A 21,407-nucleotide genomic window follows, 5' to 3' on the forward strand; every position below is an offset into this window, starting at 1 on the left:
TCTGTTTTGTCAGTGTTAAAGGAGCAAAAGTACTTGACCGGAACTTTTGCTAAGTATATAAACCGGTTACCCAAATTTAAATTCAAATTTGGGTGTGTCGATAGCGACGAGGAAACACCTGATCCCATCCCGAACTCAGCAGTTAAGCTTGTCAGCGCCGAAAGTAGTGCCAGGGGGACTTGGTGTTAGGATAGGACGATGCACCCATCATATTAAAAAAGGAAGCTTTATTGCTTCCTTTTTTTTTGCCTTTTTTTCAACTTTCCTATTAATAAAGAGTACTTAAGATTGCTTTTTAAATCTTAAGGATTAAAATAGTTGTATGATATCTAAAATCCTTAAAATACAACTAGTTTCGCTTTTTATTTTTACGGCCTTGGCATTTCTTGCATTCTGCTATTCAGATTTATTGCCGGATAATTATTTTTCGATTTCTTCGGAAAATACTTCAATTAATTTCTTTACCTACTTTGTTTCTAGTATTGTAACAATGATTGGATATTATTCTGGTCCGTGGTTACTTGTTTCATTTGTAGGCTTTGGAGCTTTTTATTCATTTCTCTATTCTAAACGTGAATCGGCACTAGATTTACTAAATATCGTTACATTGTCACTAACAGTAATGTTTTTCACATATATCTTTGTACCTTCGTTCTTAGGCCAAGGCTTAAGGTATGTTCTGAATTTTGCTTTTTCTGATATTATGATTGCTGTTTTAGGGATGATCTCAATAATTTCATTTTTAGCAGGTAGTTTCCGTGATTCTTTTAAAGATTTTGTTTTGAAGACTCTTGACTCTATAGCTAATTTTCCACGACTTGTTCACCAGCTTAAGTCTAATATTGATAACAGAAAAGATGTTAAAGCCTTAACAAACGATAAGCCTTCATTGATTGAAAATATTAAAATGAAAGTACCTTCAATGCTCAAAGGCGATGAAGAAGATAAGCCTAAGTCATTGCCTTCTTTTGTACAAAAGCGTTCTGAGTCTAAGTCTGTAAACGAACAAGAGACTCAAGAAGAAATTGATTCTAGAGAAGTTCCTTTGTTAACTAAAATAGGAAATCCTTTCGCCAAACCTGAGAAGAATGAAGAGTTTTTGAAAAAAGATTTTCAGGAAAAACAGCTTGATGATCAAGTTTTAGTAACTAGAGAAGTTGCTCAAGCTAGTAGTGTTGGTGAAGCTGCGGCCACTGATCATTTAATGAAGCAACCAAGGGTACTAAAAAGTACACGTGATGGAAAAGAAGATACTCAGTATTATTCACTTGTTAGTGATCTATCTAGCAAAAAAGAAGAAAACCGTGTTCAGCACCCCGACGATAAGTACTTTGAAGAAATTATTGAGCTTATTGAAGATAAGCTTGGTGAGTTTAAAATTGATGGGAAAATTATCAATGTTTTAAAAGGTCCTGTTGTAGATACTTTTGAACTCGAGCTTGGAACTGGTGTGAAAGTTTCAAAGGTTACGGGTGCAACTGAAGATCTTTCTCTTGCACTATATGGAGCACCGATAAGAATTGTCTATCCTATGAAAGGAAGAACTACTATCGGTATTGAAGTTCCAAGAAATCCGCGTGAGATTATTTATTTAGATGAAGTTTTAAATACACGAGATTTTCAAACTTCTACAAAACAATTACCTGTTGCGATGGGAAAAGATGCCTTTGGTGAATCTTTTGTTGTTGATCTTGCATCAATGCCTCACATGCTAGTTGCTGGAGCTACAGGTGCTGGTAAGTCTGTTTTTATCAACGCTTTACTAGTATCTTTATTAGTTAAAAAATCTCCAAAACAAATGCAGTTAATCCTAATTGACCCTAAGCAGCTCGAATTAGCCCTTTACCAGAACCTACCGCATTTAATTATGCCAGTTGTAACAGATGCAAAGACAGCTTCTATTTCGTTACTATGGGCCGTTCAGGAGATGGAGAGAAGATATTCAATCCTTAAAGAGTTTGGTGTTCGTAATATTAGTGGCTTTAATGAGAAATTGAAAAAAGCTACTCCAGATATGCTAGCAGGGATACATCAGCATTACGAAGACTCAGGCGCTGAGGAATATGAGCTACCTTATTTAGTTGTTATTGTGGATGAGTTTGCTGACCTTATTCTTACTAAGGCTGGAAAAGAAATTGAAAACAATATTGCTAGACTCGCTGCCAAAGCTAGAGCTGCTGGAATCCACCTTGTTTTAGCGACTCAAAGACCTTCTGTAGATGTTATTACAGGTGTAATTAAGTCAAACTTTCCTACAAGGGTTTCTTTTAGAGTGACTTCTCCAACGGACTCGAGAACGATTCTCGATAAAATGGGAGCAGAAAAACTTCTTGGTAAAGGGGATATGCTTTACAAACAAGGAATCGAGACAACCCGTGTTCACTCATCATATGTCGATGAGGAGGAGATTGAAGCGCTGACTGCAAAGCTCTCAGATATGCCGCAAGAATTTAATCAAAATGCTATGGAGTTTCTCGAGAATGGTGGAGAAGTTGAAATGGATGAATATACGTTCGGCTCACATATTAGTGGAGTAACGGACGATAAATCAACAGATAGTCTTTATAAAGAAGCGGTCGGAATCGTTATGGAGCAACGCTCAGCAAGTGCATCAATGCTGCAGAGGCGACTTCGAATTGGATATAACCGAGCCGCTAACCTTGTTGAGGAGATGGAGTCAAAAGGTGTTGTTGGGCCAGCTCAAGGCTCCAAGCCACGTAAGGTATTGATAAGCGGTGAAATGACTGCTGAATAATATGACCGGCTGAAAAGCCGGTTTTTTTAACTGGAACCTTTTTTTATACTCCACTTGCTACACTTTTTCGTGTATGTTAATTACTCAAAAATTACTATCGCAATATTGCGAAATAACAATCACCTTACGTGAAGGTCTATTGGCAATTCAATAGTTGAGGTGATCAGACTAACCTTTAGGAGCATGTTATGTCTAACGAACTTAAGTTGAAAGAGTTACTAGAAGCAGGTGCACACTTCGGTCACCAGACTCAGAAGTGGAACCCAAAAATGAAAAAGTATGTTTACGGTGAGAGAAACGGTATCTATATCGTTGATCTTGCAAAAACAATCCCAATGGCCAAAAAAGCATATGACTTCCTTAAGAAGACAGCTGCTGAAGGAAAGCCAGTTCTTTTCGTTGGAACAAAAAGACAAGCATCTGAAACTGTAAAAATGGCCGCTGAGTCTTGTGGTGCTTACCACGTAACTTCTAGATGGCTAGGTGGAATGCTTACTAACTACAAAACAATCACACTTTCAGTTGATAAACTTAGAAAAGTTGAAAAAATGAAAGAAACTGGTGATTTCGAACTTCTTACTAAAAAAGAAAGATCAAAAATCAACAAAGACGTTGTTAAGCTTGAGAAAAACCTTGGTGGTATCAAGGATATGAGAAAGCTTCCAGGTGCTCTTTTCATCGTTGATCCAAACAATGAAAGAATTGCTATTCAAGAAGCGAATACACTAGGTATTCCAGTTGTAGCTATTACAGATACTAACTGTAACCCAGATGGTGTTTCTTATGTTGTTCCAGGTAACGATGACGCTATTAAGTCTGTTACTCTTTTTGCTGACTACTTTGCAAGTGCAGTATCTGAAGGTTCTGGTACAGCTAAGAAAGGTTCTAAAGCTAAGAAAGATAACGTTAGAGATAAAGCTCTAGAAGATGAAATTCTTTCTAAGTATGAAAAAGACATCGACCTAATCGGTGAAGACGAATAATTATTTTTTTAATCTATAATTTTTAAGAGGTAACAAATGGCCATTACAGCTAAAGATGTTAAAGACCTAAGAGAAAAAACTGGTGCAGGGATGATGGACTGTAAAAAAGCCCTAACTGAAACTGGTGGAGACCTTGAAGCAGCTATCGACTTTCTAAGAAAGAAAGGACTTGCAGCGGCTCAAAAGAAGCAATCACGTGTTGCTGCTGAAGGTGCTGTTGTTACACTATCTGAGGGGAACCTTGGTGTAGTTGTTGAAGTTAACTGTGAAACAGACTTTGTTTCTAAAGGTGATGACTTCCAAAACTTTGCAAAAAGTGTTGCTGAATATGTACTTGCTGAAAAACCAGCTAATATCGAAGCTCTTCAAGAAGCTAAGAATGCATCTGCAACTGAACTTACACTAAAGTGTGGTGAGAAGATCGATCTAAGAAGATTCTCTGTTGTTGAATCTAAAGGTGTTCTTGGAAACTACAATCACGGTGGAAGAATTGGTGTTCTAGTTAACCTAGAGACTACTGCTACTGGCGCTGAAGTAGAAGAACTTGCTAAAGATCTAGCTATGCACGTTGCTGCTGCTGATCCAAAGTTTCTTTCTGGTGATGAAATTGACGAAAGCTTCAAAAATAGAGAAGCAGAAATTTACACTGCTCAACTAAAAGAAGAAGGTAAGCCAGAGAATATGATCGATAAGATCGTTCAAGGTAAACTTGGAAAGCTAGCTAAAGAAGTTTGTCTTCTTGAGCAAGTTTTCATTAAGAACCCAGACTTTACAGTTAAGAAGCTTGTTGCTGACGTAGCTGGAAAAGTTGGTTCTGAAATTACTGTTACAGGATTTACAAAATTTGCACTTGGTGAAGGTATCGAGAAAAAAGAAGATAACCTTGCTGATGAAGTTGCAAAAATGACTAAACAGTAAGAATTATTTCAAAATAATATAGAGGGGCTTTTAAAGCCCCTTTTTTTTCGTAAAATTTCATCAAAAGAGAGAGCGCGTGAAATACAAAAGAATTCTATTGAAATTATCAGGAGAGGCCTTAGCTGGAGATCAAGGTTATGGGATTACACCTGAGGTTCTAGGTCAATTTGCAGATGAAGTTAAAGAGCTTAATGAGCTTGGAATTGAAGTTGCTGTTGTTATTGGTGGAGGGAATATCCATAGAGGTGTTGCCGGTTCCACTAAGGGAATGGATAGAACAACTTCTGATCATATGGGTATGCTTGCGACTGTGATTAATGCGCTAGCCCTGCAAGACTCGTTAGAAAGAAAAGGTGTCTACACGAGAGTTCTCTCGGCAATTAAAATGCAGGAAATTTGTGAGTCTTATATTAGACGAAGAGCAATGCGTCACCTAGAGAAGGGACGAGTTGTTATCTTTGCTGCTGGAACAGGTAACCCTTATTTCACGACAGATACGACAGCTGCTCTAAGAGCAAATGAAATTGACGCAGATATTATTATGAAAGCGACTAAGGTTGACGGTATTTATGATAAAGACCCTGTTGTTCATAAAGATGCTGTCAAGTTCGATGAGTTGAAGTATATTGATGTACTAAACCGTGGTATTAAAGTCATGGACTCTGCGGCAATCTCTCTGTGTATGGACAATAATATTGAAATTAGAGTCTTTAACACTTTCGAAAAAGGAAATATTAAGAGAGTTGTTATGGGAGAAGATATAGGAACTAAAGTCGTTAAATAATTGAGGTGATTTATGTTGAATGAAATTAAAGCTGAATTAGAAACATCAATGAATAAAGCAATTGATTCTTTAAAGTATCAAATGACAAAAGTAAGAACAGGAAGAGCTTCGGCATCTGTACTTGATGGTGTTAACGTTGATTACTATGGAGCACCAACTCCAGTTAATCAAGTTGGACAAGTTTCAACTCCAGAAGCTAGACTTCTTCAAATTCAACCATTTGATAAAACATTGATTCCTGAAATTGAAAAAGCAATTATCAATGCAAACTTAGGACTAACCCCAACAAATGATGGAAACTTAATCCGTATTTCTTTTCCGGCATTAACTGAAGAGAGAAGAAAGGAACAAGTTAAAGACATTAAGAAGCTTGGTGAAGACGCTAAAATTTCAATTCGTAATGCTCGTAGAGACCAAAACGAAGTGATCAAAAAAGCTGAGAAGAATAAGGAAATTTCAGAAGATGATTCTAAGAAGTTTCAAGCTGAAGTTCAAAAAATAACTGATAAGTTTGTTGCTGACGTTGATGTTGTTGTAGAAGCTAAAGAAAAAGAAGTTCTCACAGTATAATATGACTCAAAATGAAATATGTGGACCTCGTCATGTTGCCATCATTATGGATGGCAACGGACGATGGGCACAAGAGAGAAAACATCCTAGAGTTTGGGGTCACATACGTGGTTCACAAATTGTCTCACAAATAGTTGAGCAGGCAGATGATTGCGGTGTAAAAGCTTTAACTCTCTACGCATTTTCTACTGAAAACTGGAGTCGTCCAGTTACTGAAGTGAAAGTTCTTTTCACGCTATTAAGAAAATTTCTAAAAAAAGAAAGAAAGAGAATCCTTGCTAACAATATTAGTTTCAAGGTTATTGGTGATATTTCTGATTTGCCAGCGGCCACTCAAAAATTGATTCTAGATCTTGAAGAAGAAACAAAAGACTTCGAAGGTTTAAAATTAACTTTTGCTTTTGGTTACGGTGGACGTAAAGAAATCATCGATTCAATTAATAAGTTTATAAAAGAAAATCCAGGTAAAGAGCTAGAGGAATCTAAGCTTAATTCACTTCTTTATCGTCCTGAAATTGGTGATGTTGATCTATTGATTAGAACTGGTGGCGATAAAAGAATTTCAAATTATCTTCTTTGGCAGATTGCCTATGCGGAGCTTTGGTTTACGAAAACGAAATGGCCCGATTTTACGAGAGAAGAATTCAAGAATATACTTTTAGAAGTATCAAAGAGAGAAAGACGATTTGGAATGGTTTCAACAACTGATTGTCTTGAAAACTCTCGCAAGCAAGCGGATGAGAATTTAAAAATTATTCGCAAAAACTAGGAAATTCCCTATGAGTAATACGCAACTGAGAATTATATCTGCAGCTGTAATGGCACTAATTGTGTCTATTTGTTTGTTTCTTGGTGAGAAAACGACATTATTATTTATAATGGTTGCCGGAGTTTTATCAACGGATGAAATTTACTGTAACTTTTTAAAGAAAAAGAGATTTGGTGGACTGTACTTTGTTTCACAAGCACTCTTTGCTGCACCTTTCATTTATTTTAATTTTATCTCAGATAATGGAGAAGCATTCGATCACTTTATTTTGTCTTCTCTCGTATTAAACTTTTTTCTTATTTATTATCTCTTCTTTATGAAAATGAGCTCGAGAAATGTCATAAAAGTAATGACGAAGGCTCCATTCTTAGCAGGTATAGTTCTCTTGCTACCATTTATGTCGCTTACAGCTTTGTTTAGTTCTGAAAAGTGGCTTTCTTGGATTGCTGTAATTTTACTTGTGAATTTTGGAATGGACACTGGGGCTTGGTTTTTTGGAAAAAACTTCGGTAAGAGAAAATTATGGCCGAGTGTAAGTCCAAAGAAAACGGTCGAAGGGCTGCTTGGAGGTATGCTTACTTCTTCAGTTCTCGGTGGTTTAGCCTTTTACTTTCTTTTTGAAAGATCAGCTTTTTTTGTTTGGCCATTGTTCTTTATGCTTGGTGGTGTATCTCAGCTCGGAGATTTGGTACAATCTAAGCTGAAAAGGCAATTTGGAATTAAAGATAGTTCTTCTCTAATTCCAGGTCATGGTGGAGTTTACGACAGAATTGATAGCTTGCTTTTTCTGTCACCATTTTTTGTTTGGGCCTTGAAGGCCGCAGGAAGAATTTAGGATAGATTTTTATGATAGAAAAAATTGGAATTTTTGTTTTATTTTTAGGTCCACTTGTATTTTTTCACGAGCTTGGACACTTCTTTTTTGCAAGACTCTTTGGAGTTAGAGTAGAGGTTTTCTCTATTGGTTTTGGGCCGAAGCTTTTTTCTTTCAAAAAAGGTGATACTCAATACGCAGTTTCATTAATTCCACTTGGTGGATACGTTAAAATGTATGGAGATGATCCATTTAACAAAGACGCTGTACCTGAAGAAGAAAGAAAATACAGCTTTAACCATAAGAGTAAGTGGGCGAGATTTTGGATTGTATTTGGTGGTCCTCTCGCTAACTTTATCCTTGCTTACTTTTTATTTTTCTCACTTTTTCTCAGTGGAGAAAGAGTTCCAGAAGTTAAAATCGGAGCAGTTCCAAATACTTCAGTAGTATATAGTTTAGGTGTTCGCTCCGGTGATGTTTTAGCTCAAATCAATGACAAAGTTGTTACGGGGCCAAGTGATGTTGCTTTGGTTGCAACAAGTGATATTGATACGATTGCTGTTCAAAGACTTAGTAAAAGAATTGAACTAAAGATAAATATGAAAGGCGAAGATTTTCTAAAAGCTTTTATGAAATTTCCTCCGTTTACTTTAAGAAGACCAATCGTTTCTGATACCGATGGACAGATGTACTACCTTTCTACAAGTGATCAGAAAGTCGATTGGAATTTCTCGCTTGAAGAAATAGCTTTGGCCCAAATTAAGAGCCTTTATATGGTTAAACTTCCAAAGGAGGTAGACCTTTCTCAAAAGGATTTAGGACCAGCGAAGTTTGAATCGTCTCCACTTAATATCGAGTACACAAATAATGAAGAATTCTATTCTGCCCTTCAACAAAAGGGACTCTATACAATCGATATGATTGTTAAGTCCGTATCAATGAAGTCACCTGCAGATAGAGCAGGGATCTCGGCCAATGATATTATCTTGGCGCTTAATGGTCAGAAAATTTATAGCTTTGAAACATTGAGAACGACGCTTCAAAAAATAGACTCTAATTCAGTCAAAGTTCAAACATTGAAATCCAATGGAGACAGAAGAGAATATGAGTTAATACCAGATAAGAAGATGATTGAAGATCAAGAAGTGAAACTTATTGGTGTTTATAGTAATGGTGCCTTTAATGGTGTGAGATTCATTGATACTCCATCAAAAGGATTCGTTAATTCATTTATGATGTCGTTTCCTAAAACATGGGAGACTATGGGCAAAACGCTAGAGGGTTTTGGGAAGCTTATCTCTGGAGAAGTTTCTGTTAAAAATATTGGTGGTCCAATTGCTATTGGTAAAGTTGCATCGGATTCATTTAATACGAGTTTAACTTACTTCTTTCAGTTAATGGCCTTATTTAGTGTTCACTTAGGAATTATTAACCTTTTTCCAATACCTGTTTTAGATGGTGGACACATTATGTTTATTTTTCTAGAAATCGTTAATAGAGGACCTCTTTCTCGTAGGAAAATGGAAATTGCTCAGCAGATGGGGCTTTCAGTTCTTCTTATGCTTATGATTGGGGCGATTTTTAATGATTTCTCGAGATTCTTTTAATGAGTGAAAAATATTTATTTCTAGATACATCTAAAGACTTAACAATTGGACTTCTCTGCTCGAAGGGAAGTTGGTTGGAGTTTAAAACGTATAGTGGTGTTAAAAGTTCGCAAATCATCCATGCTGAGATTGATGAGATCCTTTTAGCTGCCGATTTAGATATATCTAAGATAGATGGAATTATCTCCGCTGCTGGTCCAGGATCTTATACGGGTATGAGAGTCTCTGAGGGTTTAGCGCAAGTTCTTTCATGGCAAGGTATACCTGTTTTTGGCTTTTACCACTTCGAATTGCCCCAGATCTTTGGGGAAAAAGAAGGACTGTGGGTAGCAAGAGCATTTAAGGGTGAATACTTTATTTATTCTTGGAAAGAAAATCATGTTGAAAAATCTTTGATTCTAGGGGATCAGCTCTCTGAGAAGTTAGGACAAGCTCTGCCATGTTACACACACTTTTCTGATGATTTAACAGACTATGATCTTAAGTTTACGAGCGATTTGGTAAAGAATAACCCCGATTTATTATTAACGCACGTCGTAGGGAAATCATTAAGAAGAGGGCCATACTATTATCGTTCAATAGAAGAAGAATTTAGTCCATCCAAATGAATGACAATTACCGCGTGAATTGATAAATTTAACGCATGACATTTTCATACTTACCCAAAGTAGTACATTGGGTTTTTTTATTATTTACTCTTTTTATTCTGTTCTTTTCATTTAAGGCAGCATTTCTCATTTTTCTTCTTTATACATTGGTAGTGTTTCTTTTTAGAAAGAGAAAAATTTATTACAAAGATGATCAAATTACGACGTCTGGTTTGGTGTTTTCACCAGTGACGGGAAAGATTGTTGATATTGATGAGAATGAAGAGACGTTAAATATTAAGCTTAAAAGTTTTCCATGGAATGAGATGGGAATACACATGCCTCTTACTGGGGAAGTCAAAGATGTTTCTCGTGAAAAAGGCGTTGTCGATCTCGCTTCTAATTTCCCTGGGAGAGTTGCAAAAGTATCGTTAGAAGGAAAAGAGAAAGATCTCATAGAGCTTTCTTTTGGAAAATCTATATTTGGCGGTCGCCCACAATTAATGGTTGCACCAGGAGATAGGGGACGTCGACAAGTTAATATTGGTTTTATGCCATTAGGTGGAACTGTTGAACTTCGCCTGCCGAAAAATTGCGACTTAATGGTTAAAGTTGGTGATGAGTTAAAGGCGGCGGAGTCTGTTGTTGTTGGATTAAAGAGGAAATAAAAATGATTTTAGATACACCAAAGAAGGTAGCCTTCTTTTTACCAAATACATTTACTGCTCTCAATATGGGATGTGGTTTTGCTTCAATCATCTTTTCTTGGAAAGGTGATTTTCTAAGTGCTTGTACTATTTTATTACTTGGAGCAATCTTTGACTCTGTTGATGGGAGAGTTGCTAGAATGACAGGAACTCAATCTCAATTTGGAGAACAATTTGATTCTCTAAGTGATTTGATTTCATTTGGTGCGGCTCCTTCATTTATGGCCTATAATTATTTTTTAGCTGACTATGGAAGGCTTGGGATCGTTGTTGCCTTTATTTATTTGTTATGTGGAGCTTTAAGATTAGCGCGATTCAATGCTAATATCACGAAAGTGTCTTCTGATTATTTCCAAGGCTTACCTATTCCTGGAGCTGCGTTAGGTTTAATCGGTTATGTTCTGATTCATTTAGAAATTGAAAGTTTGAGAACTGTGAAGGTCATCTCGATTGCTTACGTACTCTTTTATTCTTTCTTAATGATTTCAAATATTCCATTTAATTCATTTAAAAACTCAAACTGGGTTAAAAAATATAAGAAGGCGGTATTCTTTATTATTCTTCTTATTATTGGTCTTGTGATTTCTTATACTAAGTATATGGTCGTTACGCTTATTACGACTTATGTTGCATTTAGCTTAATCTATTTCTTTAAAAATAAAGGTAAGTTCGAGCACATCTTTGAATGGAGTAACGATAATGAAGACGAAGAAGATTCTTAAATTAAGTTCTCTCTTGTTAGTGCTTGCCTGTAGTGCCTACGCTGACATGGGACAATCTCTCGAAGGACAGAAAGATTATTCTGAGTTTGAAAAATCTCTTCAAGATGTTGAAGGAGAATCTCATCTTTACAATAAAGAGAAGAAAGGCAGTTCATATTCTAAGTATAAAAAGAATTCACCTTTCTTGTTTGGAACGAAACAAAAAGAAGCTAATCCAAAGCTTAATGGAAAAGCACATTATGTTTTAGGAACGATTGCAGCTCCTGAAGTTTATAAAGACTTTAGTAACGAAGAAATTATGAAAGCTCTCTATGATAAGGGTGACAGAGCTTTTTCTATTTCATATTTCTCTGACTCATTTGATTATCAAGATGATACGGGAGTTTTTTCTAATACCTACGAAGCTGATTCTGCCGATTCTATAAAAGGTGGATTGCTTATGTTTAACTGGCAAAATTATTATACGAAACGTTTCCTAAGTCCTTTTTGGGGTGCGGGTGCTGGTCTTAGTTACAATACGGGTCATGGCCGTTTTGCAAATGGCTCTAAAAGTAGGGCGGCATTTAAGCTATGGACAGTTCCTGTTGATTTATACGTAGGTACGGATCTTTCTCTCGGTAAATATATGAAGCTTACTGTTTTTGGCGGTCCTTCTGTTATGGGGATTTGGCAAAATAGAGATGATAAAGAAGATGGAGATCCGAAAAAGAATAAGCGCCAAATAAGTCCTGGTTATATGGGAACAGCTAAGCTTTCTATTAATTTTTCGAGAATGTCTGATAACTATGCTTTTAGACTTTATCAGTTGAGTAATATTTCGAATCTTTCTATGAATATTGAAGCCCGTCACCATAGTTATAATAAGTTTCAGGATGATTTCAGCATCTCTGGGACATCTTTTGGTTTAGGTTTTACATTTGAATTTCTATAAAGCGGTTATTTCTTATAAGGGAACACGGTATCAAGGTTGGCAAATTCAACCAGGAGATGAACTGAAAACTGTTCAGGGTTCTTTAAATAAGGCCTTATCAAAAATATCTAAATCTTCTAATGTTCGTACAATTGGCTCTGGTCGTACAGACTCTGGTGTTCATGCATTTGGGCAAGTTGTTCGAATTGAAATTCCATTAGATATAAATGAAATGGGATTGCTAAAGGGATTAAACTCCAATTTGTCTGATGACATCAGAGTTTTAAGTCTCGAAAAGTCATCAGAAGATTTTCATCCTGTTTTTCATGCTAAAGAAAAAGAATATCATTATCGTTTTACTTGCAAAGAGATTCATTCTCCATTCACTAAAGATCTAATGACGACATATCCATATGAATTAGATTTTGATGAAATGAACAAGGCCTGTAAGGCATTTGTTGGAAAACATGACTTTGCAGATTTTAGATGTGTTGGAACAGATATTGATAATACTGTGCGTGAGATTTTTGACTGTCGAATTGAGAAGATCATCGAGTCTTCCTGGCAATCGAGATTTAACGATGAATATTATGTATTGATTGTGAGAGGGAGTGGCTTTCTCAAACAAATGGTACGTTTAATTATGGGGACAATTTGGAGCGTTGGGAAAGGTCGAACTCAAGTAGAGCAGATCTCGAAAGCTTTAAAAAATCCTACTGGAAATAAATTGGGAGTGGTAGCTCCTGCTGAAGGTCTTTATCTTATAAAAGTAGATTATTAATGAAAATTTTAAATTACCTTTCATATAAAAAGATAATTCTCTTATCATTATTTTTTCATATTTTGATACCTTTCTTTTCAAAAGGCTTTCATCATCCTGATGAATTTTATTATGGGATCAATTATAGTTTTTTAAAACTTGGTCTATTTGATGCTTACGAACCATCTTGGGAGTATGTCTATAAAATACGCCCATGGTTACTGCCAACTTTGTTTTCAGGATTGATAAGTTTTTTTAAAGTATTCACGTTGGATACTTTTACTTTGATTACTTTATTGCGAGTAACTTCATCTCTTTTTGGTTTTCTAGCGCATTTCTTTTTCTATCAAACAGTACAAAAGAAGTTTAATCTGAGTGAGAATGCTCTGAAAGTGTTTTGCTTTTTCAATTTCTTAATGTGGCCGATTCTCTATATGAATGCGAGAACATCCTCAGAAAACTGGTCTACTAGCTTTCTCTTGTTTGGAATGTGTTTATTTTTTTCAAAGAAAACGTGGAAGCTCATTTTAGCAGGACTCTTTTTTGGTATTGCATACAGCCTGAGATTTCAAATTGGGCTAATTGCCTTTTGTTTGGGAGTTAATTATCTTGCTTTCAAAAAATTTCAGATCTTAGATTTTATTAAACTTTCTTTTGGGATACTCCTTGGTATTGGCCTTGGTATCCTTTCTGATTATTGGGGTTACGGAGATTGGACTTTTACTTTATATAATTATTTTGAACAGAATATCCTTCTTGGGAAAATGAGTAACTTTGGGGTCTCTCCATGGTGGTATTACTTTAAAAAGATTGTTCTCAACCTCTCTCCCTTTATTGGTATTCCAATTTTAATTAGCCTAGTCACTAGGATAAGAGAACATAAGTCAGATGCAATTGCTTGGTCTGTTATTATCTTTGTTCTTTTTCATTCCGCGCTTGGCCATAAAGAGTTTCGATTTATCTATAGTGCACTCCCTTTGGCGCTTATTCCATTTTCAATATGGATGGCCAAACTAAAAAAGACGATCTGGCTAAATTTAGCAGTCGTGGCCAATTTAGTAGTTATTGTTCCCTTTAATTTAAAAGCAGCTTACACTCCCTATAAATTTTATGAGGCCCTTTGGAATAAAAAAGAGGTGTCAAAACTATATGTTTATCCTTCTTCGTCAGGAGGACATGCTAATTTTGAATTAGGGCTCTTACTTCGAAAAGACTTAGAAATAATCAACTATAAGAAAGGGGAAAACATCGACCCTGTTTCATATATCTTTACGACTAAGTATGATCAATTGCAGTCTATAAAAGGTGCTGAACTTGGTCATTGCGAATTAATTTATTCGACTTATCCTGAATGGGTTTTTGATTTCAATTATTTTAATTGGCTTAAAAGATCAAATATTTGGGCCCTAAGTAGATGCGTAAAGTAGTCCTTAAACATTGACTTTTTGGCGTATTGTCGATAGTTTTTGGCACTGTATAAACGATCATATTAACGCGTTGAATATAAAGAGGAATAATTATGGCTTACTCTGTTGAAAGCATTAACGGATGCACGAAAAAAATCGCATTTAACTTCGACAAACTCGATCTTACTGAGCAAATCAAGTCTGCGGTAAAAGCAAAGCAAAAGCAAGTTAACATCAAAGGTTTCAGAAAGGGGAAAGCTCCTCTTGATATGGTTGAGAAAATGTATGGACCACAAATTGAGTCAGATGCACTTAACCAATTTGTACAAAAAGAATTCTTCGAAGCAGTTAACGAAGAAAAACTAAGAGTTGTTGGATACCCTAACTTTGAAAACGTAAACTATGACTCAGGAAAATCTGTAAGCTTTGATGCTCTTGTAGAAGTGTTTCCACAAGTAGAAGTTAAAGATATGTCTAAGCTTTCTTTCACTAAAGAGAAAGTTGAAGTAACTGACGAAGAAGTAGAGAACGTTAAGAAGAACTATCTAAACTCTAGAGCAGAGATGAAAGAAGTTGAAGATGAGTCTACAACTTTAGATAAAGGTCTTTTTGCTGTTTTCAATTTTCAAGGTGAGAAAGAAGATGGTTCTAAGCCAGAGAATATGAAGGGTGAGGAATTCCTTCTAGAAATCGGTTCTGGACAATTTATTCCAGGTTTCGAAGATGGAATGATTGGTATGAAAAAAGGTGATAAGAAAGTTATCGACCTTACTTTCCCAGCTGATTACCACGTAGATGAACTAAAAGATGCTAAAGTAAAATTTGATGTTGAGCTTCTTGAAGTTAAAGCTAAGAACTACCCAGAGTTTACTGACGAACTAGCTAAAGAATTTGGTTTTGACTCTGTAGAAGACTTTGCTACTAAAACAAAAGAAAATCTAGTTTCTCAAAAAGAAAGACAAGCTCAGGAAAAACTTAACCAAGAAATTCTTGAAAAACTTATTTCTGAAAACTCATTTGAAGTTCCTTCAGCACTTGTTTCTCAACAAGAAGAGTACCTTAAGCAAGATCTTACGAGAACTCTTAAGCAACAAGGTTTTAACGATGATATGGCCGAAGAGTACTTCTCTAAATGGGCCGGAGATATGACTGAAAAAGCTGTTTTCCAAGTTAAGTCTGGGCTAATCCTAGATGCACTTGCAAACCAATTTAAAGTTGAAGCTTCTGATGAAGACTTCAATGCTAAGGTTGAGGAAAATGCTAAAATGTCTGGTCTTGATGTTGAACAAGTAAAGAAATATTATTCAGAAGCGAACGTAAAACAAAACCTTATGTACGCTATCAGAGAAGAAAAAACTTTCAGCAAGATTGCTGAAGTTGTTACTGTTAAGTAATTGAAAGATCAAATAAGTAAATTATCTTAATAAGGCCCCGTCAATTAGACGGGGCTTTTTTTTGACTGCTTTCTTCATTTAACATCCCGAAATTCCGATAATGTCATAATAAGAGTATACTTTTTTATAATCATTATTGAGGGAGTCTTTGAATGAATATTCTTGTCGTCGATGACGAAAAAATGCTGGTCGAATCCATTGCAGATACCCTGTCTGCTTATGATGCCATAAGAAATGTAATCAAGGCCTATGATGGCGCACAAGCATTACAAAAACTTAGTAATCAAAAGTTTGATATCATTATCTTAGATATCGATATGCCGAGAAAAAGTGGATTAGAGATTCTTAAGTTTATTAGAGATGATGATCTTAATTCATCAGCATTTGTTTTGATGATCTCAGGAAATTTTACGCCGGATTATATTAAAGAGGCCACGCAATCGACCAAGTATTTTCTGGCCAAGCCTTTTAAGGTAAATAACCTCAAAGAAAAACTCGGCCAGATACTTTTAGAAAAAAAGAAACAAGCTTCAGTGGCCTAAATTATTTTTGAATTTGGGCCTTCATTAGTCTTTCCATCGCAAAAGTTTCAGTGCAACGGAACCAATCATTTCCAGCACCACGACCTACCGGTTGAAGCTTTTGCGTAATAATTCTACCATTCTCGTAAACTGATTCATCAATATGAACTTTTACAACTTCACCTGTGATGATTTGACCACAACCTGGTTCATCCCCATAGCTAAGTCTATCTCTGAATTTACACTCAAAATGAATAAGACTTTCTTTGACTCTCTTTGGTGCAATGATATCTGAATCAATTGGAGTAAGACCTGCTATTTTGAACTCGTCTTCACCATAAGGAAGTTCAGTAGAAGCAAGATTAACTTGCTCAGCAATTTGCTCACTAACAATGTTGATAACGAATTCACCATTTTCAATAATGTTCTTAGGAGTGTCTTTCATCTCTCCTGTGGCGCTTCTAATCATAGGAGAAAAAGCAATAATCATTGGGCTAGCACTTACGGCCGTAAAGAACGAAAAGGGTGCTAGGTTATTTGTTCCGTCACTATTAAGAGTCGAAACGAGTGCAATTGGTCTAGGTAGGATTGAACCAATTAGAAATTTATAGTTGTCCTGAAAAGGTCCATTTGTATTAAATGAAAGCATAATGTCTCCTTACATCCAGCTTTTCCAATAGTCTTTTACTTCATTCTTCTTAAACCATTCTGTAGGCTCAAGTGGGAATCTCGTATCGACCATGACAGCGTATTCATCAGTATATTCTTTGTCATCACCCGCTTTGAAGGCCTTTGGGTGAGGGCCGTGGTGAATTCCTTGAGGGTGGAATGTTAAAGCTCCAGCATCTATATTATCTCTACTGAAGAAATCACCTTGGTGATAGAAAAGAACTTCATCAAAGTCGATATTTGAATGATAGAAAGGAACTTTTAATACACCGTGTTTCTTATCTTCAAGTGGTCTCTCAACAAATGAGCATACAACAAAGTTTCTACAAACAAATGTCGTATGTCCTGAAGGAGGAATGTGATAGCGATGACTCATGATAGGACATAAGTCATAGATTGAAAGCTTACTTGGATAAACAGAACCTTTCCAACCTTTAGCATCAAGAGGATTAAATGGATAAGTCACTCTTGTTATTTTTCCTAATCTTTGAATTTCGAGAACATATTCTTCTAAATCTTGATCAGAACCTAGTGCAACTTCTGGAGTTTCAATGGCCGTTTGATCATAGAGAGCATTTGGTCCGAGCATTCCACGATCAGGTTGTTCAAATTCAGATCTCGAGTCTACTTTGAAAATTTTTGTAGGAGAGTCGATAAACATTTTATAAGTTGTTCCTCTTGGCATTGTGATGTAATCGCCTTTCTTATAATTGAGGTGACCATAAATACTTTCGAAACGTCCTTCTCCATCATGAATAAAGTAGAGTTCATCAAAATCAGCATTTCTAAAAAAGCAATTGAAGCTTCTTGTGAAATGGGCAATGGCAATCTGAACATCATTGTTAAAAAGAATTGGCTGAAAATAATTTTCTTTTAATTGAGAAGAAAACATTGGAGGCTGAAGTTGAGGTTTAAGTTCACCTTCAATATTAGTCCAATTTACAGGAGGATTTTGGTGGTAGATCTGAGATACACGACCAAAGAAACCATTTCTTCCGTGCTCTTCTTCATAAAGACCTTCAGGTATTTTTACGTGAGCTTGTTTTGTATAAATTCCACTTGATTTAAAGCTTTCCATTACACTGTCCTCTTGTTACCAATTTTATTTCTTAGAGTTCCAATACCTTCAACAAAGAGTTCTATTGTATCTCCTGATTGAATCCATTTATCTATTTCTAGTCCGCAACCAGTTCCAACCGTTCCCGATCCCATGAAGTCTCCAGGAAGAACCCACTCATCCATTGAGACATGAGCGATCATCTCACTAAAGCTGAAATGAGAGTCTCCAGATTGACCACGTGACCATTCTTGACCATTTATCGTTGCTGTCATGAGTAGGTCTGGTTCTTTATTATTGAACTCATCAATTGTCGTGATGACTGGACCAATAACAGAACAGAAGTCTTTACCTTTTGCTGGTCCCAATCGAATTGCCATTTCTTTTCTTTGAATATCTCGAGCAGAAATATCATTTAGAATAGAAAAACCAAAAATATGATCAGTAGCATTCTCTGCTTTAATATTCTTTCCTTCTTTACCAACAATAACTCCAAGCTCTAATTCATAATCTAAAATATTAGAGTAGTGTGGCCACAGAACTTCATCCTCAGGTCCAATGAAACCTGCGGAAGGACCTTTGTAGTAAGCAGGTATTTCATACCATGCCTCAGGAATTGGCTCGTTACGCTTTTCAAAACCTTTTGCAACGTGTTTTTCATGTGCATAAAAATCACGATAAGTTGTTATCTTGTCGATTGGCTTTGTTAGAGCGATGCTTTCATCATCTAGTGAGTAGAGTAACTTTCCATTTCCACTTAGATCAAGGTCTCCATCTTTTTGATATGTTTCAAAAAGTGTCTGAGTCATTTGAAAAAACTCAATAGGCTGATCTTTTAGAGTTAGGATTGTATGAAGAGAGTTTGGACAAATGTAGTCAGCTCTCTCTTGAGAGTTGTAGCGATTATCTTTTGCATAGTACATTGACCAAACATGGTTCACATCGATAACTTGATTGTCATTGATAAGAATACCCATTCTTGTTTGAGTACCGTAACTTGTATTAATTTTAACCTGACAAATTTTCATGATATGTCCTTAGTTTGGTCTTCCAAAGAGTTTATCGTACTCAGGAAGAATCGCATTCATTGCTTCAAAGAAGTGGTCCATTTCTTCTGGTGTTCCGAGTGAAACACGAACATATTCTGGCATCTCATTTGCTTTTAGTGGTCGAATAATAACTCCAAAGTCGAGAAGTTTATCGAATAGCCAGTTACTTGCTTCAGGTGTTCCTGTCTTGAATGTAATAAAGTTTGTAATTGATTTAATTGGATTGAAACCCTTATCTTCAAGAAACTTGAAAGTTCGCAAGTACTCTTCGTGATTAACTTTGATCGTTCTTTCTAGGTGTGGTTGGTCGTAGAGCGCACCTTTTGCACCAAGTTGAGCAATTAGGTTAGGCTCAAATGGAAGTTTTACTTTTGAGAGGTTTTCAATGAGATACTCATGGGCAAAACCATATCCAACTCTAATTCCTGAAAGACCATAGGCCTTTGAGAACGTTCTCAAAGTTATAACGTTGTCGTAACGATAATCCATTGAATCTGGATAATCATCTTCCTGTCTTGCAAATTCAAAGTATGCTTCATCTAAGATAACAAGAACATGACCAGGAACATGATCCATTAAGTAATCAAATTCTTCTTTTGTGATATATGTTCCAGTTGGATTGTTAGGATTCGCTATGTAGATTACTTTCGTTTTTTCTGTAATATTTTCAGCAAGTGCTTTGACATCAAAGCGATAGTCTTCTGTGAGTGGGACTGTCTTCAAGTGTGCCCCAACACTTCTTGCTAGAATATAAAAACCAATGAATGTTTTTTCACTTGTTAAAACTTCATCACCTGGCTGAATAAAGGCCCTTGCTATATAGGCCATGATTCCTTCTGATCCATTACCAAGAATAATATTTTGTGGCTTTAGATCATAAAGTTCACATAGAGCTTGTTTTAAATTATAGGCGTGCATATCAGGGTAGCGGTGTAGCTCCCAAAGTCCTCCAGTCATTTCCTTAATAGCGTATGGAGAAGGTCCAAGTGGGTTCTCATTACTAGCTAATTTGGAAATCTTAGTGAGGCCTTTCTCTCTTGCAAGTTCATCAATAGGTTTACCTGCTTGATAAACTTGTAGGCTTTTTAAATACTCTGGAACAAGAGTTTTTGAAAACTCTACTTTTTTGACCATGTGCGTGCTCCCGTTTCAGTTGTTTTTCTCAATGTACCATAAACATTATTAAGTGCCACTTTCTTTCCCTTTGAATGTTGCAGCGCAAACGTCGATCAGCATAGGAAAATGATCGTTTAAAGGTTATAGTGAACAAGATGGAAAAATATTATTTTGGACAATTTAGCGACGAACATCTTTTAGCGATTCGAGAGGGAATTAAGCTTTTTAATGGTCAGTTTTACTGGGAGTGCCATGAAGAGCTTGAAGATCTTTGGCTAGAACATGTAGGGGATAATGCTCGTTTTGTGTATTGGGCCATAATCCAAGTTGCAGCTTCATTATATCATTATCGAAATGGTAATATTTTAGGTGCTTGGGGTATGATGAAAAAGGCCCAAGATAAACTTAATCGACTTGAAAAAAATAAAGTCGAAACAGATTTATTATATAAGTATTTAAGTTGGCATAAATTTAAAAATGCAATTCGTAGAATTAACGAATCGACACCTTTAGATGGATATGAAGAACTCTTCAATTTTCGTTTTTCAAGTCCAGATAAATGGGATGTTTCTAAAAATGAGGATTCAAATGATTAAGGACTTTTTTTTGTCTCTTTCTATAATGTTTAAAGATGTAAAAATACTTCTTTTAAGTTTAATTCCAAGTGTGATTGGACTCGTTGCCTATTACTACTTGGGAGGTTGGTTTGTTACAAGTACGACAACATGGGGAAAAACTTATATCGATAGTTATTTTGAAAATGCAGAACTCGTTGCTTCAATTTTACAATGGACGCTAGGAATTTTCTTTTTCTTTGTCGCAAGTTTTACTTTCTTTCTCTTTGTTTCTCTGATCTCTTCACCTTTTAATGACCTTATTAGTAAAAGAGTAGAGAAAATTTTAGGGGGAAGAGTCGAAGAAGCTCCTTTTACTTTTTCAGGGGTTTTTCGTGTATTAAAAAATGAAATTAAAAAGATTGGTTTTATTCTTTTGATTTCTATCATTGGTTTGCTTTGCGGTTTTGTTTTTCCTCCACTTAGCTTCTTTATTTCAGCAATTCTCATGGCCGTAACATTTCTAGATTATTCTTGGTCGAGGCATGAAATGAGCGTTTCTGAGTGTGTTAATGATTTCAAAAGCTCTTTTGTCAGATATTTGCTGCCAGGTGTGGCCTATGTTTTCATCGTTTCGTTGCCGTTAATAAACGTCATCTTTCTCCCTCTTGGGGTTATCTACTTTACGACGATCTTTACGAAGAAGAGAGTGTAAAGATAAGTTATTTGGCGCCGATAAGTTTTTAAAATATCAG

Annotated in this window: 22 protein-coding genes and 1 rRNA gene; 19 read left to right on the top strand and 4 right to left on the bottom strand. The window is 35.9% G+C overall.

What is annotated here, in order from left to right; translation table 11 throughout:
• The first annotated feature begins 90 nt into the window (after positions 1 to 90).
• The 17 genes from rrf to HBN50_RS04815 all read left to right on the top strand — a co-directional run bounded on the left by rrf (position 91) and on the right by HBN50_RS04815 (position 16,228).
• Positions 91 to 207: ribosomal RNA gene (rrf, locus tag HBN50_RS04735) — 5S ribosomal RNA — on the top strand.
• A 115-nt stretch (positions 208 to 322) separates the two neighbouring features.
• Positions 323 to 2,755, top strand: a complete 2,433-nt coding sequence (locus tag HBN50_RS04740) for a DNA translocase FtsK (protein ID WP_273868352.1) — start codon at positions 323 to 325, stop codon at positions 2,753 to 2,755.
• A gap of 188 nt (positions 2,756 to 2,943) precedes the next feature.
• Positions 2,944 to 3,738: a 30S ribosomal protein S2 gene (gene rpsB / locus HBN50_RS04745; RefSeq protein WP_273868353.1), complete on the top strand. Its 795-nt coding sequence runs from the start codon at positions 2,944 to 2,946 to the stop codon at positions 3,736 to 3,738.
• A gap of 36 nt (positions 3,739 to 3,774) precedes the next feature.
• Positions 3,775 to 4,656 carry a translation elongation factor Ts gene (gene tsf / locus HBN50_RS04750; RefSeq protein WP_273868354.1) on the top strand — a complete coding sequence of 294 codons (882 nt, stop codon included), beginning with the start codon at positions 3,775 to 3,777 and terminating at the stop codon, positions 4,654 to 4,656.
• 76 nt (positions 4,657 to 4,732) lie between these two features.
• Positions 4,733 to 5,440 (top strand): UMP kinase, encoded by a 708-nt coding sequence (pyrH, locus tag HBN50_RS04755; RefSeq protein WP_273868355.1) that lies wholly within the window; start codon positions 4,733 to 4,735, stop codon positions 5,438 to 5,440.
• 12 nt (positions 5,441 to 5,452) lie between these two features.
• Positions 5,453 to 6,010, top strand: coding sequence for a ribosome recycling factor (gene frr / locus HBN50_RS04760; protein WP_273868356.1), 558 nt, complete (start codon positions 5,453 to 5,455; stop codon positions 6,008 to 6,010).
• A 1-nt stretch (position 6,011) separates the two neighbouring features.
• A complete protein-coding gene (gene uppS / locus HBN50_RS04765; protein WP_273868358.1) occupies positions 6,012 to 6,779 on the top strand; it encodes a polyprenyl diphosphate synthase in 768 nt (255 codons plus the stop codon).
• 10 nt (positions 6,780 to 6,789) lie between these two features.
• Positions 6,790 to 7,614 carry a phosphatidate cytidylyltransferase gene (locus tag HBN50_RS04770; RefSeq protein ID WP_273868359.1) on the top strand — a complete coding sequence of 275 codons (825 nt, stop codon included), beginning with the start codon at positions 6,790 to 6,792 and terminating at the stop codon, positions 7,612 to 7,614.
• Positions 7,615 to 7,625: 11 nt separating this feature from the next.
• Positions 7,626 to 9,200 (top strand): RIP metalloprotease RseP, encoded by a 1,575-nt coding sequence (gene rseP / locus HBN50_RS04775; RefSeq protein WP_273868360.1) that lies wholly within the window; start codon positions 7,626 to 7,628, stop codon positions 9,198 to 9,200.
• Positions 9,200 to 9,808 (top strand): hypothetical protein, encoded by a 609-nt coding sequence (locus HBN50_RS04780; RefSeq protein ID WP_273868361.1) that lies wholly within the window; start codon positions 9,200 to 9,202, stop codon positions 9,806 to 9,808. The genes rseP and HBN50_RS04780 overlap by 1 nt, the downstream gene beginning before the upstream one ends.
• A 152-nt stretch (positions 9,809 to 9,960) precedes the next feature.
• A complete protein-coding gene (locus tag HBN50_RS04785; protein ID WP_273868362.1) occupies positions 9,961 to 10,455 on the top strand; it encodes a hypothetical protein in 495 nt (164 codons plus the stop codon).
• A gap of 2 nt (positions 10,456 to 10,457) precedes the next feature.
• Entirely contained in the window at positions 10,458 to 11,216 is a 759-nt protein-coding gene (gene pssA / locus HBN50_RS04790) for a CDP-diacylglycerol--serine O-phosphatidyltransferase (RefSeq protein WP_273868363.1), read from the top strand.
• Positions 11,194 to 12,147: a hypothetical protein gene (locus HBN50_RS04795; RefSeq protein ID WP_273868364.1), complete on the top strand. Its 954-nt coding sequence runs from the start codon at positions 11,194 to 11,196 to the stop codon at positions 12,145 to 12,147. Before pssA ends, HBN50_RS04795 begins: the two co-directional genes overlap by 23 nt.
• On the top strand, positions 12,134 to 12,907 hold the full coding sequence (gene truA, locus HBN50_RS04800) for a tRNA pseudouridine(38-40) synthase TruA (protein ID WP_273868365.1): 774 nt from the start codon (positions 12,134 to 12,136) through the stop codon (positions 12,905 to 12,907). The genes HBN50_RS04795 and truA overlap by 14 nt, the downstream gene beginning before the upstream one ends.
• Complete coding sequence (locus HBN50_RS04805) at positions 12,907 to 14,313, top strand: hypothetical protein (RefSeq protein WP_273868366.1); 1,407 nt, start codon at positions 12,907 to 12,909, stop codon at positions 14,311 to 14,313. Before truA ends, HBN50_RS04805 begins: the two co-directional genes overlap by 1 nt.
• A gap of 92 nt (positions 14,314 to 14,405) precedes the next feature.
• Positions 14,406 to 15,686: a trigger factor gene (gene tig / locus HBN50_RS04810; protein ID WP_273868367.1), complete on the top strand. Its 1,281-nt coding sequence runs from the start codon at positions 14,406 to 14,408 to the stop codon at positions 15,684 to 15,686.
• 152 nt (positions 15,687 to 15,838) lie between these two features.
• Complete coding sequence (locus HBN50_RS04815) at positions 15,839 to 16,228, top strand: response regulator (protein ID WP_273868368.1); 390 nt, start codon at positions 15,839 to 15,841, stop codon at positions 16,226 to 16,228.
• Position 16,229: 1 nt separating this feature from the next.
• Here HBN50_RS04815 and HBN50_RS04820 read toward each other — a convergent pair whose 3' ends face one another.
• The 4 genes from HBN50_RS04820 to hisC are packed head-to-tail and all read right to left on the bottom strand — an operon-like array spanning position 16,230 to position 20,116.
• Positions 16,230 to 16,856: a flavin reductase family protein gene (locus HBN50_RS04820; protein WP_273868370.1), complete on the bottom strand. Its 627-nt coding sequence runs from the start codon at positions 16,854 to 16,856 to the stop codon at positions 16,230 to 16,232.
• A 9-nt stretch (positions 16,857 to 16,865) separates the two neighbouring features.
• Positions 16,866 to 17,954, bottom strand: a complete 1,089-nt coding sequence (locus HBN50_RS04825) for a homogentisate 1,2-dioxygenase (protein WP_273868371.1) — start codon at positions 17,952 to 17,954, stop codon at positions 16,866 to 16,868.
• On the bottom strand, positions 17,954 to 18,961 hold the full coding sequence (locus tag HBN50_RS04830) for a fumarylacetoacetate hydrolase family protein (protein ID WP_273868373.1): 1,008 nt from the start codon (positions 18,959 to 18,961) through the stop codon (positions 17,954 to 17,956). Before HBN50_RS04830 ends, HBN50_RS04825 begins: the two co-directional genes overlap by 1 nt.
• Before the next feature lie 9 nt (positions 18,962 to 18,970).
• Positions 18,971 to 20,116: a histidinol-phosphate transaminase gene (gene hisC, locus HBN50_RS04835; protein ID WP_273868374.1), complete on the bottom strand. Its 1,146-nt coding sequence runs from the start codon at positions 20,114 to 20,116 to the stop codon at positions 18,971 to 18,973.
• Between the two features lie 137 nt (positions 20,117 to 20,253).
• On the opposite strand from hisC, the gene HBN50_RS04840 reads away from it, so the two are divergent.
• A complete protein-coding gene (locus tag HBN50_RS04840) occupies positions 20,254 to 20,694 on the top strand; it encodes a DUF309 domain-containing protein (RefSeq protein WP_273868375.1) in 441 nt (146 codons plus the stop codon).
• Between the two features lie 10 nt (positions 20,695 to 20,704).
• Positions 20,705 to 21,367, top strand: coding sequence for an EI24 domain-containing protein (locus HBN50_RS04845; RefSeq protein ID WP_273868376.1), 663 nt, complete (start codon positions 20,705 to 20,707; stop codon positions 21,365 to 21,367).
• Positions 21,368 to 21,407 lie beyond the last annotated feature (40 nt).

It is taken from the genome of Halobacteriovorax sp. GB3 (assembly GCF_028649655.1).
GTDB lineage: Bacteria > Bdellovibrionota > Bacteriovoracia > Bacteriovoracales > Bacteriovoracaceae > BSW11-IV.